This is a genomic window from Pseudoalteromonas luteoviolacea H33-S (genome assembly GCF_001625695.1).
Classification (GTDB): domain Bacteria; phylum Pseudomonadota; class Gammaproteobacteria; order Enterobacterales; family Alteromonadaceae; genus Pseudoalteromonas; species Pseudoalteromonas luteoviolacea_B.
In genome coordinates this window covers 89,860-105,806 of record NZ_AUXY01000072.1, presented here as the reverse complement: position 1 = coordinate 105,806, position 15,947 = coordinate 89,860, and the positions used below count along the sequence as shown (strand labels likewise).

15 protein-coding genes and 2 tRNA genes are annotated in these 15,947 nt (G+C 42.5%); 10 read left to right on the top strand and 7 right to left on the bottom strand.

What is annotated here, in order from left to right:
• Positions 1-29 precede the first annotated feature (29 nt).
• Complete coding sequence (locus N477_RS12980) at positions 30-455, bottom strand: YqaA family protein (protein WP_063360914.1); 426 nt, start codon at positions 453-455, stop codon at positions 30-32.
• A gap of 102 nt (positions 456-557) precedes the next feature.
• Between N477_RS12980 and N477_RS12975 the strand changes: the two genes are divergently transcribed.
• Positions 558-1,064, top strand: a complete 507-nt coding sequence (locus tag N477_RS12975; protein ID WP_063360870.1) for a TlpA family protein disulfide reductase — start codon at positions 558-560, stop codon at positions 1,062-1,064.
• 26 nt (positions 1,065-1,090) lie between these two features.
• Positions 1,091-1,522 carry a DUF2721 domain-containing protein gene (locus tag N477_RS12970; RefSeq protein ID WP_063360913.1) on the top strand — a complete coding sequence of 144 codons (432 nt, stop codon included), beginning with the start codon at positions 1,091-1,093 and terminating at the stop codon, positions 1,520-1,522.
• A gap of 177 nt (positions 1,523-1,699) precedes the next feature.
• Here the strand turns inward: N477_RS12970 and N477_RS12965 are convergent, their stop codons facing one another.
• Entirely contained in the window at positions 1,700-5,794 is a 4,095-nt protein-coding gene (locus N477_RS12965; protein WP_063360869.1) for a S8 family serine peptidase, read from the bottom strand.
• 362 nt (positions 5,795-6,156) lie between these two features.
• Between N477_RS12965 and N477_RS12960 the strand changes: the two genes are divergently transcribed.
• Complete coding sequence (locus N477_RS12960; protein ID WP_063360868.1) at positions 6,157-6,606, top strand: c-type cytochrome; 450 nt, start codon at positions 6,157-6,159, stop codon at positions 6,604-6,606.
• A gap of 61 nt (positions 6,607-6,667) precedes the next feature.
• On the opposite strand, the gene N477_RS12955 is transcribed toward N477_RS12960, so the two are convergent.
• Entirely contained in the window at positions 6,668-6,850 is a 183-nt protein-coding gene (locus N477_RS12955; protein ID WP_063360867.1) for a PA3496 family putative envelope integrity protein, read from the bottom strand.
• Positions 6,851-7,190: 340 nt separating this feature from the next.
• Here N477_RS12955 and N477_RS12950 point away from each other — a divergent pair, with 340 nt between their 5' ends.
• The gene (locus tag N477_RS12950; protein WP_063360866.1) at positions 7,191-7,979 is read left to right on the top strand and encodes a DUF2884 family protein; all 789 of its coding nucleotides are present in this window, start codon (positions 7,191-7,193) and stop codon (positions 7,977-7,979) included.
• A gap of 28 nt (positions 7,980-8,007) precedes the next feature.
• Here the strand turns inward: N477_RS12950 and N477_RS12945 are convergent, their stop codons facing one another.
• Entirely contained in the window at positions 8,008-9,438 is a 1,431-nt protein-coding gene (locus tag N477_RS12945; RefSeq protein ID WP_081216368.1) for a PLP-dependent aminotransferase family protein, read from the bottom strand.
• A 117-nt stretch (positions 9,439-9,555) separates the two neighbouring features.
• Between N477_RS12945 and N477_RS12940 the strand changes: the two genes are divergently transcribed.
• Positions 9,556-10,479, top strand: a complete 924-nt coding sequence (locus N477_RS12940) for a DMT family transporter (RefSeq protein ID WP_063360864.1) — start codon at positions 9,556-9,558, stop codon at positions 10,477-10,479.
• On the opposite strand, the gene N477_RS12935 is transcribed toward N477_RS12940, so the two are convergent.
• Positions 10,457-11,335, bottom strand: a complete 879-nt coding sequence (locus N477_RS12935; protein ID WP_063360863.1) for a diacylglycerol/lipid kinase family protein — start codon at positions 11,333-11,335, stop codon at positions 10,457-10,459. The genes N477_RS12940 and N477_RS12935 overlap by 23 nt on opposite strands.
• Before the next feature lie 249 nt (positions 11,336-11,584).
• On the opposite strand from N477_RS12935, the gene N477_RS26035 reads away from it, so the two are divergent.
• The 4 genes from N477_RS26035 to N477_RS12920 all read left to right on the top strand — a co-directional run bounded on the left by N477_RS26035 (position 11,585) and on the right by N477_RS12920 (position 13,041).
• Positions 11,585-11,734 (top strand): hypothetical protein, encoded by a 150-nt coding sequence (locus tag N477_RS26035; protein WP_155731884.1) that lies wholly within the window; start codon positions 11,585-11,587, stop codon positions 11,732-11,734.
• 199 nt (positions 11,735-11,933) lie between these two features.
• Positions 11,934-12,024, top strand: a tRNA-Ser gene (locus N477_RS12930).
• A gap of 18 nt (positions 12,025-12,042) precedes the next feature.
• Positions 12,043-12,135: transfer RNA gene (locus N477_RS12925), tRNA-Ser, on the top strand.
• 156 nt (positions 12,136-12,291) lie between these two features.
• Positions 12,292-13,041 (top strand): MBL fold metallo-hydrolase, encoded by a 750-nt coding sequence (locus tag N477_RS12920; protein ID WP_063363366.1) that lies wholly within the window; start codon positions 12,292-12,294, stop codon positions 13,039-13,041.
• A 7-nt stretch (positions 13,042-13,048) separates the two neighbouring features.
• Here N477_RS12920 and N477_RS12915 read toward each other — a convergent pair whose 3' ends face one another.
• Together N477_RS12915 and N477_RS12910 are read right to left on the bottom strand one after the other, a co-directional pair.
• Positions 13,049-14,158 carry an aminotransferase class V-fold PLP-dependent enzyme gene (locus N477_RS12915; RefSeq protein WP_063363365.1) on the bottom strand — a complete coding sequence of 370 codons (1,110 nt, stop codon included), beginning with the start codon at positions 14,156-14,158 and terminating at the stop codon, positions 13,049-13,051.
• Complete coding sequence (locus tag N477_RS12910; protein WP_063363364.1) at positions 14,145-15,341, bottom strand: PrnB family protein; 1,197 nt, start codon at positions 15,339-15,341, stop codon at positions 14,145-14,147. The genes N477_RS12915 and N477_RS12910 overlap by 14 nt, the downstream gene beginning before the upstream one ends.
• Positions 15,342-15,478: 137 nt before the next feature.
• On the opposite strand from N477_RS12910, the gene N477_RS12905 reads away from it, so the two are divergent.
• Entirely contained in the window at positions 15,479-15,940 is a 462-nt protein-coding gene (locus tag N477_RS12905) for an Lrp/AsnC family transcriptional regulator (protein WP_063363363.1), read from the top strand.
• Positions 15,941-15,947 lie beyond the last annotated feature (7 nt).

Here is a 15,947-nt window from a genome sequence, read left to right as displayed (position 1 = left end):
TAGCGGCAACTGTAAGGCTTCACTTTAATTCAAAATAGCTCCAGTGCTAACGCTATCACCAAGGCATATCGCAACCCCTTTCCTAGGCTCACTAATAGCAAAAATAGACCGAATTTTATTCTAAATACCCCTGCAACCAGCGTTAAAGGATCGCCAATAACGGGCAACCACGCAAACAATAAGCTCACAGTGCCATATTTTTGAAAATGGCCGCGCGCTTTTTCTAACGCACTTGGAGATACTGGAAACCAACGACGGTGGCTTAATCTATCGACCTGAGTGCCTAAATAATAGTTCACGCAACTACCAAGCACATTGCCTAAAGTCGCACTCAACCATAGTAACCACAACAAGCCTGTTTGCTTAACCACCATGCCCGAAAGCAACAATTCCGATGACGCAGGTAGTAAAGTAGCGGCAATGAAGGCGCTAAAGAAAAGACTGAAATAAGCCATATATAAAAAACAACAACCCTGCCAAAAAATGCCCACCACAAAGCTTGCTAAGTGATGCAAAATACGCGTAAATAACGCCAGCCTAACATAAGGAAATACACAATGATAAAAAGTCTATTCACAATCGGCACAGCCGCTGCTTTATGTTTATCGATCAGTGCATGTGGCACCACAGAAGTGACACCAAACCCTGATTATGAAACCTACATAAGCCAAGGGGAAGTGTTTAAACACCTTTCCTTGACAGACATCCATGGTCAAACGGTTAATTTGCATGATCAATCAGCAAAAAAGTTAGTCATACTTTTTGCGACATGGTGCTCTGACTCCCAACGTCTGTTTCAGCAGCTCAATGCATCTAAGCTCATCGAGGACAAAACACTGACTATTCTAGCTATTGGTCGAGAAGAGAACACCGACACTCTCATGCAGTTTGCTCAAGAATATAATGTGACCTTTCCACTTATCAGCGATGAAAAACGCACTATATACAGCCGATATGCGAATAAAGGCGTACCTCGCCTAATACTACTTGATGAAAATAACCGTGTAGTTAACACTTTAATAGGCGAAACAGACAATATTATTGAGCAGGTCAAGTGGAATTAAATACAGATGTGGTCAGCATTTTAACGATGGCCAAAGTTATCCAAACCGCGGTTGCACCCGTTTTTTTATTAACGGGTATTGCCGCTTTTCTTGGGGTGTTATCTAATCGTTTAGCACGGATCACTGACAGGGCAAGGCTGCTTGATAGAAAGCTCAATGCAAACTTGGATGAGGCATTACACTTTACTTTCACACAAGAGATGCGTGCTTTATTAAAACGATCTCGCTGTATCCATGTCGCATTTAGTATGAGTGTGCTCAGTGCACTCATGGTGTGTGCTGTCGTCGTCTTGTTATTTATTTCCCATTTATATACCTGGGCACTTGGTGTGACAATTTCAAGCTGCTTCATCGCCGCGATGTTGCTCTTAATAGGCGCTTTTTTAGCGCTATTGGCTGAGGTCATGTTAGCGACACGCAGTATGCGACGCGGTATGATTTTCAAAGACATAGGGTAGTTAAATTACAATATTGACTAACCTCTAATGCCTTCAATAAGGTGAAAAACAAAACAAGGAAGGACAAGCCCCTCTTTTCACCATGCATTGTTACAGCTTTCACCACACATAAAAAAACACCGGCTAATGCCGGTGTTTTTCATTTTATGATTATCAACCTAAGTTGATATAAACAAATTACTTTTGCTTACGGCGACGTAGTGCAGCAAATGGTGCAGCAAGTAATGTTAACCAAGCTAATGAACCTGAATCATCATCGTCATCGTTGTCTTCATCAACATCAATCAAGCGAATCTCAACACGAACCGTATCTGAATACTTATCTTGTGCGTCTTTCGCTTTCACGTCAAAGCTGAACTGGCGGTCAAACTCAAAGTCTAGGTTACCAGCAACAAGTACTTGTCCTTGCTCATTTACAGAAACAAGTGCACTACCAGATACCATGAACTCAACAACATCATTGTCAAAGTCAGAGAAAGCAAGCTGACCAATCACTGTACCAATTGGGCTGTTTTCTTCGATATTGAAGCTCTGACCTTCGTCAATCATCGGCTTACCTTCGTACTCATCTTCTTCTACGTTGAATACGACAGTTACCGCTTCAGACTCTAAATCGTCAGCATCCACAGCAACCACAGTTGCTTCAATTGTTTCGCCTGCGTCGAAGTCTACTTCACCTACCACTGTGATTTGACCATCAGCATCGATTGCAATAGCGTCAGTGCCTTCAACTTTGAACTCGACAACATTGTCGTCTTGGTCCATAAACTCAAGCTGACCAATCACAGTGTCCGCTTCTGCGTTCTCTTGAACGTCAAACTCTTGGTCTTCTGCGATATATGGTGCTTTCTCTTCGTCTGTATCAATTTCGTTTGTAATGTTTACGGCAATTTCTGCTTCATCAGAAATGTTACCTTCAACATCAATCGCAACAACTGAAAGCGTCGCCATGTGACCAGCTTCATAGTCAAGCAGATCACCATTTGCAACTACTAACTCACCAGATTTAGACACAGTCACACCTGCGTGGTTGCTCGAACGCACTAGGAACTCAGAGATATCAACACTGCCTTCATGCTCAACAAGTTCAATTTGACCAAAAACAGTACCTGCTTCAGTGTTTTCAGCAACATCGAATGATGCTTCAACAATTTCAGGTGCAGGTGTTTCTGGCTCTGTTGGGCCTGCTAAGTTTTGCTCTGTAACTGCAGTCACAATGCCGTTGTCACTTGCGATAGCAAACGCACCAACTGCGTTAACATACGCTTTTTGACCAGGCTCTAAGCGAGTTACACGTTGACCTGATGCATCCTCTAACACTGCAGGTGCAAAGTTAGTGAAATTCGCAGTACCAGCGATAGAATCTGTTACTGACGAAATACCTAATTGATAGTTGTCATAACCAACTAACGCTTCAACACCAATGATTGTTTGCTGAGTATCGTTAGAGAAATTAGCTGCCGTTAAACCGATGATATCCGTACAGCCTGAGAAAGTAACAGTGTCTGTACCACTTTGATGATAACCAGCAGTTAAGAATGCCCAAGCTGGATTACCGTCAAATATAGGGCCACTTACCGTTCTCATACGACCAATGACTGCAGCACTTCTGCCCACATCATTATAGTTTGCTAACGCATAGTCATGAACACCATCATTATTGATATCAAGATTTATTTGATAACCTGCTTGACGGTGCATTAACAGTTCATCATCTAAGACAACTGACGCAGAGAAAACAGCACCAGAACCACACTCTTGAGATGCTGCGGCAGTAAATGTAACCCCTTTAATTGCGAAAGCCTCATCACCCTCTCCAGCTTCGCTATTCATAGCAACAAGCTGCTCTGTGTATATCGGCAGAGTATCGAAGCCAGTGTTAACTACGGCTAATTTGTTATCATCGTCATAGCTAAACTCTAGAGATTCAGCAGCTTTTGGTAGCACATGATAAACAAGGTGAATATCATGATCGCCGTCTGTCGACGCATCATCAAAGATAAGTGCACCGTCAAACTCTGACAATGTCAACGCAGTCGGTCTTGCTTTTTGACCATCATAATCTTGTGGATTTGGTAAATCCCATTCAGGCAGCTTGCTTGGGTCAATCGTAATAGTGACATCAAACTCGATAGCTTGACCTGCTGGTACCGTTACTTCTTCTGGATAATCCCAGCTTAGAGCGCCTGTTTCGTCATCATTAGCGTAACGCGCTTCTTTACGTAAGCTATACGTTTTCGCTTCATCTGAGAAGTTTTTAAGTGTTACCGTTTTAGTATAAGAAGTCGTCTCATCAAGTACGTCAAAACCGAATGACAATGCACCTTGGTTCGTATCAAACTCTTCTTGCGCAACCCAAGCAACCGCTTCTGAAGCAACCGCTTTTTCTACGTCAACCAAGCCTGCACCGATTAAACTGATAGGCGCCAATACTGACTCAGCTGAGACAGTTGTAGGTTCCATAATCACATTTAGGTTTGCTGTGTTCATCAGAACTGCTTTGATTTCTTCAGCATTTAACTCTGGTCTTGCTTCACGTACTAGAGCAACAGCACCCGCTGTAATTGGGCCAGAGAAAGAAGTACCTGTTGCGCCAGCTAGCTCGGTATACGTACCTGTAGCTGCAACTTGGATATTCACACCAGGTGCAGTAATTTCTGGTTTCAGTAAACCATCCATTGAAGGACCGCGTGATGAGAAATCAGCAACAGTATCAATCGCAAGGTGTGATTCAACACTAAAGCTGAACTCTGGCTGCTGATTTGTAGCAAGGATCTCTTTGATTTGCGTACCTACTGCTTGCTGAACAGAAATCGTAGGAATTGTTACCGCAGGGTTCGAACCACCTAGACCAGGCGCTTCACCTGGACCATTATTTGCGATAATAACGTAAGTAGCACCCTGCTCTTGGGCATTAAGTGCTTTCTCAGTGAATGCACATGAACCACGGTCAATCAGTACGGCTTTGCCTGTAAAGTCCATACCCGCGAAAGGATTTAAAAATACACCAGGGTTGTTTTGATCTTCAACTAAACAACCTTCTGGCGCTGCATCCGGATATACAATCTCAACATCATCGTTAGAAAACGCAAATTCACCTTGGAAGCCAAAGCCGGCAGTACCTACTTCAACACGATTGCCAGCAACTGTACCAACAGCAAACAGGTCATTAATCGTTGGGTGACCCATTGCACCGACAGATAGTGCATTTGGTGTCGTACTTGGGCCACCAATACGGAATGGGTTATTACCATCATTACCTGCAGAGATAACAACATTTGTGCCTAACTTAACGAACTTATGAATAAGGTATTGTGTACCGTCCATTTCAGAGGTCACAGTTGAACCGAATTCACCGCCCAGTGACATGTTAATAACGTCAACTCGGTCACTGATATCACCGTCACCATTTGGATCCATTGCAGCTTCTAATGCACCTAACTGAGCTGCAAACGGACAACCGCCGCCACAAACTGAATATGCATAAAGCTCAACATCTGGTGCGATACCTGTTACTGAGTGAGATACAGACGTACCGTGCGAAGACGCACCATCACCAGGGCTTGTTGGATCTGGGAAGTTAGGATCATTCTCTATCGGATCTGGGTCGTCACGTATGAAGTCATAACCACCAATAGCCTGACCTTGTGGCCATGTTACCGCTCTTGGATCTGACTGAGCTGCTTCATAAGCTTCTTTTGTGCCCTCACCACCAAATGCTGCGTGCGTGTAATCAAGACCAGTGTCTAGTACAGCAACTCTTTGACCTTCACCTGTATAACCAGACAAGTTTACTGGTGCGGCTTTGATGTAATCATTAGCATCGGCAACATGAAGCTCGTAATCACGAAGTGGTAGAATACGCGCCACATTTTTATTATTTTTAATTTTCGCTAGCGCTTCTGCTGATGCTTCAACGATTAAAGTAGATGCAAGTAGCTTAGTTGAGCCAACTACCTTAATACCCTCAACCTCTTCCACAAGCTGCTGAGTAACGTCTTGCTGTGCAGCTTCAATTGACGCATACGTGGCACGTGCATCACTAACAGAGTAGTTACCACGCTCCATGAGGTCAGCAGCCGTTTCTTGCTTTAAGACCACCATAAAAGCAGTAATACGTGTTTCTTGCTTTGCAGTTTGTGTAAATTTAGTTACATCTGTACTAAGTGCACGGACATGATTTTCTGCTGTCGCAGCGCCTGCTGTCGCTGTTGTCAGTGCGCCTGAAACAGCTATAGCTACCGCTGTCGCTTTGAATGAATACTTGGCCATAGTTTCCCCTAGGACTTTTTGTTTAATTTGGTGTTTATTTATAATTAAGAGAGTAGAATCACTCATCAATATAATGTGACTACATGGTTAATTGCAATAATGGAAACTCAATTAAGTTACATTTTTTAAACTTTAATTTTATTCAAGTTCACAAGTTATTGTTAATTAACAAAAAACACCTATGTAAACGAAAGTAAACAAACCATCGATGACACATATGTAAACACATGAAAAATCAGTACCCCAAAAAGCAACAAATTATTTTCATCAATTTTAACGCGTCTCGTTATTAGCCTAATAATCTTGCTAAATATATTAGAAACCCTTAAAAAGGTAGGGACTATTTATTTAAGGGGCAACGCATGAAGAAGTCATTAACATTATTAGCGCTGCTTGCAGGAATGAGCATGCAAGTAAACGCCAATACACTCTTTGAAGAAAAAGAAGACGCAATTGAATATCGTAAAGCGGCGTTTCAGCTCATCCGCTATCAAATCGGCGACATGGGTGACATGCTTAAGGGGAAAGTGCCTTTTGATGCCGAACGGTTCAAGCAACGCGCCCATAATGCCGCACAGCTTTCGAGCATGCCATGGGAGGCATTTGTTGCAGGCTCTGATAAAGGCGACACCAGCGCATTACCTGCAATTTGGAGCGACAGAAAGACATTTGACGAAAAAGCGTCTAAGTTTGCACAATATGCGCAAGAGCTCGCTACCGCTTCAGAATCTGGGGATAAAAAGGAGATAGCAAGTGCTTTTAGAAATTGGGCAAAAGGCTGTAAAGACTGTCATAAGTCGTTTAAAGATTAATTATCTTGCACGTCATCGATAATAAAAGAGGCGCAATTTTTTGCGCCCTGTTACTACAAAATCAATCGTCATAAAAATCAAAGTCATCATCCCCTAAATGCCTTCGCAATCTTTTTTGCTCAAGATAGTCATCTAGTTTTTTGCGCACTTTTTGCCGCTGCTGGTTCGCATCTTTCTCATTCAATGCACCCAGTTCATCTTGGTATTCATCATCCAGTGGATCATAGGAATATGTTTTACCCATGATGTGCTCCTATTTACATAAATAGCTCAACCTTTTAAACACGGATATCAGCTTACGCGTTGCCACGTCGGAGTCACAACCTAAACAGGCATACTCCGATTAATATCTTATTTAGCTCTAAACAGGTCACTTTTACAGTGAATGATTTTTATCGTTACGATGAAAAAAAACAATCAAACTAAATATTAATGAAAACAACTAAAACTTGGCTAAAACATTTAACAAACATTTTCTTCCACCGCCAACAAAAAACCATAAGTCATTGATTTATATTTAATTTTAAATATTGGCATTATCTTTGGTTATTATTTATCGTCATCAACAAAATAAGAGCTAAGCCATGAAAAACACAATTATTTCTCTCGCAATTTTATCTTCAACCTCCGTATATGCACACAATGATCATGATTTTTCGATTACCAATGACAATTGCCAAGTAGAGTTTCATAACAATGTTAAAATAACGCCTCAAGAAGTATTTATTACGCAAAGTGGCAATCAGCAAATGATGATCACGGCAAACGGTACGCTATATATAAATGACCAAGACATCCAAGTCACACCAGAACAGCAAAGAGCACTTGCACTCTATGCAGAAACATTGCGTGTAGAGCTACCAAAAGTCGCTGATGTAGCAACTGAAGCTGTCGGCATCGCCAGTGTCGCACTCGATGAGGTAGCAACGGCTTTTGATCTAAACAGCTTAGATGACTTATCTGGCTTATTAGACGAGCTCAACGATGAGGTCCACAATACCTTTTATCAAGAAGGGAGCTTTGTGATGGGTGAAGAAGTGATGTCAAACTTTGGTGAAAAGTTTGAGCATGAATTTGAGTCTCGTGTCGAAAGTGCGGTGAAAAGTGCTATGTTTGAGTCAATCGGTACCTTACTTATGTCCATTGGCTCTGAAATGAAACAAGCCAATGGTGACTTCAACACCTTTGAGCAACGTATGGAAAAACTAGGTGAGAGCATTGAGCAACGTGTTACCTTACAAGCTGAGCAGCTAGAGTCACGCGCAGAGTCGCTTTGCCATCAATTTGAAAAAATTGCGATACAAGAAGAAAGGTTATCCCAATCCATACCTACCCTTTCTGGGTACGCACTAATGCGATATTCGGCACAATAAATCTCTGATCTACGCATTAAGTGAGCCTTTATTTTGGCTGACTTAATGCAGTCGACACCATCTCTCCTAATTGCTTTAAACTCGTTTCATGTTTAGCCTGCCAAGGTAAACCAAAACTTAATCGAATACAGTTTTGAAATCGTTCAGTTGCACTAAATAACTGCCCGGGTGTTAGGCTGATCCCCTGCGCTATTGCTAAATTGAATAACACACCACCGTCCACACTTTTGTCCAGCTCAATCCAGACAACACAACCGCCCTTGGGGTCACTTATTCTGGTATTTTCTGGAAAATATCGACGAATACAACTCAGCATTTTTTGCTTGTTTTCTTGTAATCTCAAGCGCAACTTTTTGAGGTGTCTGTCGTACGCGCCTGAGACTAAGTAATCTGCCAAAACCCATTGATTCATCAATGAAGAAGAACAGCTTAATGCACGCTTAAAACGCCTTGCCCTTTGTGCATATCCAGGTGCTAACATCCACCCAATGCGATAACTTGGCGCGGCTGTTTTTGAAAATGAGTCACACGTGATAACTTGTCCAGACTGGGCGTAATACTGAATAGGCTTGGCACGGTATTGAGAAAAGTGCAAATCACCATAAACATCATCCTCAATCAAGGTCACATTATTCTCTACTAACATTGAAAGTAAACTTTGACGACGATGCTCAGGCATGACACTCCCCACCGGGTTATTAATACTGGTCGAACATATACACGCTTTAACATCGTGCTGAATAAGCGCCTGTGCCAAATCTTCAAGCCATAATCCATCATCTGGACAAACAGGGATTTCTAATGCACGTAGCCCTAAGTTTTCGATAAGCTCGATGATGCCAAAGTAGCCCGGAGATTCAATCGCCACTACGTCACCAGGTTGCGTGACACATTGCAGCGCTATCGCTAATGCTTCTTGGGCGCCATTGGTAATTACAATATCGTCAATAGAAGCCGATAAGCCCATACGTAAATAACGCTGTGCAATTTGCTGTTTCAGTTTTAACAATCCATCCATCGCGCCATATTGAAGCATTTGATCGCCCGCTTGCTTCAGTGCACTACGCATCATTTTTGCCAATACAGCTTCATCACTCATCGCCGTCACAGGGTTAGCAATACCGAACTTAGCCTCATGTTGTCCGTGGATCCCCTCATACACCTGCTCGATTAAAGATTGCTTGTTCACTTCTGTTGGCGCCATAGCAAGCTTGCATCGACGAGGTAGCGTCGTTTGCTCATCTTCAGATAAAAAATACCCTGATTTTTCTCGCGAATATATTCGACCTTGTCCCTCAAGATAATAATAAGCTTGTTTCACTGTCGGGATACTCACAGATAATTGTTGCGCTAATTTTCGCAATGAAGGCAACTTATCGCCCGGTTTAAGTATTTGTTGAGAAACCATGTCATTGATGACTTCAATCACATGCTGATAAAGAAACTGACCGTTTTGCATAGCTGCCCTGCCACCAAATCTGTATAGGTAAAAATTGTGTTTTCTGTATCTATTATACACAGATTATCCGAGTAAACTGCTACCTGCTGCAATAATCAACTCACACAAGGACCAGCAATGAGAAATTGGCTGTTATACATCATGACTGTTCTTATTTGGGGATCTACTTGGCTGGCTATTGAATTTCAACTGGGTCAGGTCAACGAAGTTGTCTCTCTATTTTACCGCTTTGCTATCTCTGCTATGTGCATGTGGGGATTTGTCCTTTGGCGAAAATTACCAATGGGCTTCAATATTATCGACCACGGCTTTTTTATACTCTTAGCCATAGGCAATTTTGGCCTGAACTACTTATTTTTATATTGGGCACAGGGCACTTTATCTTCCGCGATGGCCTCTATCGCCTTCTCGTTTATGCTGATCTTAAACATGATCAACACACGCATCTTTTTTGCTAAACCAATCGCTTTTAAGAGTTACATCGGCGCAGGTCTTGGTATTTTAGGGATTGTAAGCCTATTTTGGCATGAGCTTGGCGGCACCGATTTATCAACAGCCACATTAACAGGGCTCGCATTAGCCTTGCTCGGCACATTTGCCGCATCACTCGGCAACATGGTCAGTATACGTAACTCCAATCACGAAATCGGTGTACTAGAAGGTAATGCATGGGGCATGCTTTATAGTAGTCTATTACTTGGCGCATATACTGCTATCAGTCCACTGTCTTTTACAATTAAAGCGGATACGAGTTATTGGGTGTCTCTTTTTTACCTTGCTGTTTTTGGTACGGTCATCGCCTTTGCCTGTTATTTCTCATTGCTCAAAAACATCGGGCCAGAACGCGCCAGTTACATCATAGTATTATTTCCTATCGTTGCGGTGGTGCTCAGTACCTTGTTTGAAGGATTTACGTGGCAGGTGAATACATTTATCGGCTTTGGCTTGATCTGCGCAGGTAATTTATTAGTGCTCTTGCCTAAAAAGTTACTTGTTAAATACACACCATTTTCGACCGCTAAGCAATATCAAACGAATTAGGCACATTAAGTCTCAGTAACGCCGCATGCGTAGTTACCCTAGCTGGCGTTACTGCAATTAATTCACCATCCGCTTCAATTTTGGCCCCCTGTGAGCTTATTTCAAAACATTGCCCACTGCTGACTTTCACCCAAGGGAGTCTCGTGTGCAGACCTACCAACATCAGCGCAAAGCTTAATAACCGCTTCGGCAAGGAGCACACAGGTATCACCAACATTTGCAAGGCTCCACTGTCTAGTGCCGCGCTCGGCGTTGGTGTCAACCCAGCCGCAAAATGACGCCCATTGGCAAAAAGGCACATCATGACAGATTGCTTAACACCATCAATTTTCACATCCATACCACCATAGGTCAGTAGCTTTGCTATACCAAAAAAGGTATAGCTCATTGCACCAAAACGTTTTTCGCCAGCCATAGACTCCACAACTTCAGCATTAAATCCAATACCTGCCATGTTAATAAAGTAGTGCTGAGCCACGCAGCCAACATCAACTTGACGGCTACACTCAGAAAATACTGCACTACGCCATTGTGCTAATGAGTACCCAAATGACCTTGCAAAGTCGTTGCCTGTGCCACACGGTAATATCGCCATTCGCTTATCTGATGCAGACTGAGATACTTGCTCCCCATCAAATAACGCATTCACGACCATATTTAATGTGCCATCCCCACCTAATACAGTGACTTGCTGATGATGCATCAACAGCAGCTTGACCTGTGCAACATCCTCATCAAAACAGCCACACGTTGCGTACCATTGCAGATTTAATTGTCGCTGCATGGCCATTTTTTCCAGCCATGCCTTGTGCGCCAACATTTTTTTTCCGCGATGCGGCCTATAAACAACTAACAATATAAAAAACCCCAATATTTTTTATCTGAATAACTATTCAAAAGATCAAAATTAAAACCGCAAAACCCAAATAAGCCACAAAAAACCATTGCATAAATATTCACTAGCTCAATATTGAGCCTGCAAGGATAATTTATTCATTAATTTTTCTAATACTTCGGAGGCAATTTTTATCGTTTTAAATTCAACCAAATCGCATGCAAAATGGCCAGGTAAATTATTAATCCGTCAACAACTTGGAGTAAAACTATGCTTAACTCAGCTGCTGCGTGCGGCCATACTCAGACCACTGAAGAATCAATAAGTCCAATTGCAACTAAGCCTCAGATCAAATGGATGGCTTGGTTTAGCAAAATCGGACGCACACTGAGCCTCAGTCACGTGGTCATGCATAAGTAAATAGCAACTCCACTACCTTGATGACCAACCTATATCGGTCATCTAGGTAGAATGTGCGTCTATATTTTAGACACACCCTACCAGAAAGTATAAATTTCAGGCAAACAATTCAATAACTTCGCTTTTTTGTCTATTTTTTCAGCAAACGATTAAAAAACTATTTACAGCGACTCATTCCATAAGTATTATCGTTGCCCATGGAGAGATGGCTGAGTGGTTGAAAGCACCGGTCTTGAAAACCGGCATACGTTAATAGCGTATCTAGGGTTCAAATCCCTATCTCTCCGCCATATTTAAAGTTTTGCGCCGGAGAGGTGGCCGAGTGGCTGAAGGCGCTCCCCTGCTAAGGGAGTATAGGGTTTGTAGCCCTATCGAGGGTTCGAATCCCTCCCCCTCCGCCATTATCTTGTAAAAGAACCGTCCAATGGACGGTTTTTTTATGTCTGAAATTTACTCCCTTATTTTCGAACCCCTTTTCCATTTATTGATATTTGCGCTTCACAAACTGGTCAGATGTGTTATGAATATAAATACCAGTCGCAAACCTGATAACCCACATGCAGATCCACTTTATCGATGGCTATATTCAGCAAATTTACTTAGTTGAATATCCTGACAAATTACTCTTACTTGACGGCTGCACACGTGCAGATGTTGATCTTGTCTGTGACTTCATCGGTAACGTGCTGTTAAGATCATTGAGCGATCTTAAACTGATCGTCGTCACGCATATGCATCCGGATCATGCCGGCGGTGCCCATTTGCTCAAAAAGCGAACGGGCGCAAAAATCGCCACTGCGAAAGTTGATGGCCATTGGTACAGTGGTATCGATGGGATATTGATGCATTGGTCTGATATTTTCCTCGCACTGTGGGTTGCAGGACGTAAAAACAAAGCGCGCAAAAACTTATGGTATAGCCGAAAGCTAAATGCTGATTACTACCTATCCGATAACGACTATCTACCTGAATTTCCTCAGTGGCAAGTGTTGCATACACCCGGTCATACAGACAGAGATCTTTCCCTTTATCATCATGACACACAACGCCTATACGTTGCTGATCTCTTGGTTAAAGTCAAAGGCGAGCTCATTCCTCCGTATCCAGTCTTTTATCCAAACCGGTATCGTCATTCTTTACAAAGGATCAGGGAGATCAAACCAACTCACATTATTTTAGCGCATCAAGGTGAGCTCCCATTCAGTGACATTAATTTTGATCACCTTGATAAACTGGCACCCAAAGTACCAGTCACACACTGGCGTTCAGTCAAAGCAAAAACCAAAAAAGCCCTTGGTTTTAAATGATTTAGATTTATGTCAGTGAGTTTATCACCTCAATGAATTGCTCAACTTCTGTAGCACTATTATATATATGCGGCGAAATACGCAGCCCATAACGCCTCGCATCAACAGCAATATTCTGCTCAGTTAAAGCATATAAGCAAGTCTCGAGCTTACTGCCTGTATTCATAATCAGGGTTCCTGAACATTGCTCTGCATTTTTTGGCGAAGTACACAGCTGTGGCAACGCCTGCCAGATCCGCGCTAATAATTGCAAATTGTGTGCTCGTATTCGCTCAATACCAAACTCATTCAAAGCATCAATACTATTAGCGGCCATAATATAAGGAGCGACTGAAGGTGTTCCACCCCAAAAACGCAGCGCAGTGTCATGTGCAGCAAAATGATGAATATCAAACTCAAATGGATTTTGGTGAGAAAACCAACCGACATCTTTCGGCGCGCACATGGCTAAAGATTCGTTAGACACCCAAAGAAACCCGGCACCGGGGCCACCACATAACCACTTTACACACGATCCAAGAACACAATCGGCTTGCCATAAAGACAAATCCACATTCAAAATACCCGCAGATTGCGCAATATCTACAATCACTTTACAACCAAGCTGTTTAGCCAGAGGGATAATGTCTGGCACAGGTGCTTGCTGACCGGTATTCGAATACACATGACTGACAAATACCAAGTCATAATGCTGGTTTAAATGTGCCTGCCAAGTAGATAGCGCGCTCATATCTTCACCGGCAGGTATAAAACACAATTCAACATCATCAAGTGCCTGTTGCAATACAAACCCCATACTCGGAAAATCATCTTCACTTAGCAAAACACGCACCCGCCTATTTTGCAGCGATGATTGACTCATGAGCCACTTTGTCAATCCACTGGACAAATTTGCTTGAGGACAAAAATTATCTGCATGGCCATTTAATAACTTTGCCAATGCCTGATTAAACTGCATCACGCCTGCTAACCATTGCGCCCAAGGTTCACGATTTTGTTGCTGCCATGGATTAAAAAATTGTTCTGTAAAATGCACAGGTGCTGTCTTTAACATACGCCCCACCGAGTGGCTCAATAAATAAGTGCCCTCTGGCATAAAAAAATCATTCGCTTGCATGGTAAACCTCAGATTTAATCAAAGACTGTCGCAATACCTTTAAGTCATCATGACGCGTATCCAAATCAGCGCGTTTTGCAGCCGCTCTTTTATCTCGCAGGGTTTCGAGCTGACCCAATAACACCTGTAAGGGCGGGCCGCTAGCGGTCACTTTATCTAGATGTTGATTGGCTAGGTTTTTAGCTGGCCCGCAAATGTACTTTTCTACAAGTTGATTATGATGCTGTATTGCCGTATCACCATGTAATTTGCACGCTTGCAAAAAGACTTTGAGCGTCTCTTGATACCAGCTTTCATGACGATGTGATTGCGCCGCTAAAAATGCATCAAGTAAATTTGGTAAACGCATGCACTCTTTTAACGTCGCCTGATCTTCAGGCATCATATACAGTAACTTTTCGACTAAGATTTGGGCGTAATCCACGTCATTGGCTTGGCACAAACCCAACATCATATCAATCACATTGATCCCTGCAAAATCACCGGCATTCGCTCCACGATAAACCTCTTTCCCAACCCGATATGGCTTGTAATATGGCCTGACGACATAAAAAAATGAGGCTGTATCTAACTGCTTAAATAAGGCCTGATTCGAATTAATCACATCCACCAGCGCACGCTTTACCTCCTCCAGTAAAACCGGCGCCATGGGGTGCGAAATACCCAACGGCTGCACTTTTAACAGCGCCTCTGCAGCACGTTTATACGCCAAAATACCGCGTGTATTATAATCGATAAAAAGCTTTTCAGCCGGATCGCTGGTAAAGCGCTTGTATGTCCCATTAATAGAAGTATTGTGTGTTGTTAAGTGTGCTGTTGCAAATCTTGGCGTCACACCAATAGATGAACCAATATGCATAGCAAGTGCAGATGCCTCTTTTAATGGGGAGTGTCGCTCTCTACTCGGCTCCGTCAACTCATGTCTACGACATGCAGCCATATACAAGCCAACATTACCTAGTAGATCAAATGCGTTGTCAAACCCTTCATCAGTGTTCCCCTCTTTGAGCAGCGCTTCAATATATTTCTGCCCTTCTAACAGTAATTGCTGCTTTACCTCTTCACCCACACCAACCACATTCGCCGGATCTGCTTGCTCACGGTACATACCCTCTAACGAATCATTGAACATAACAAACTCATTTCTTATCCAGTGATCAAACTCTTTTGTTCTTTTTGTCATTGTTAAAATCCTGAAAATTGCATTAGTAACAGGCTAACAAAACACCAGAAGCAATATTTGCCAATTATTTATTAATCGTTAAACTCTATTAGAGGAATACCAGCTTTAAATACAAAAAAGTAGCAGAATTAACTAATATGGCCGACATTGATAACAAAGATAGGATTTTACTTAGCGCATTACAGCAGAATGCGCGACTGAGTAACGCGGCACTTGCCGAGCAAGCCAGCCTATCCGATACACCTTGCTTACGCCGAGTTAAAAAACTACAACAGGATGGTGTCATTTTGGGGTATCATGCCGATATATCACCTCCAGCTGTCGGCTACTCTGTTCTTGTTTATGCATTTATTCGTCTAACCAAAAACTCAGTCAAAGCGGCAGAAAGTTTCGAAAACCATGTTGATGCACTGCAACAGATCAGAAGTTGTTCTGTGGTATCTGGCAGTCATGACTACTTACTGGAGATCATTGCTGAGGACTTACCCAGTTATGAACACTTTGTTAAGCACAGCCTCGCATCGTTAGATTTTATTGCAGCTGTTGAATCAACCATTGTGTTGAAGCAAACCTTCAATAAACGCGGCGTTCCACTATGAGTTTTAA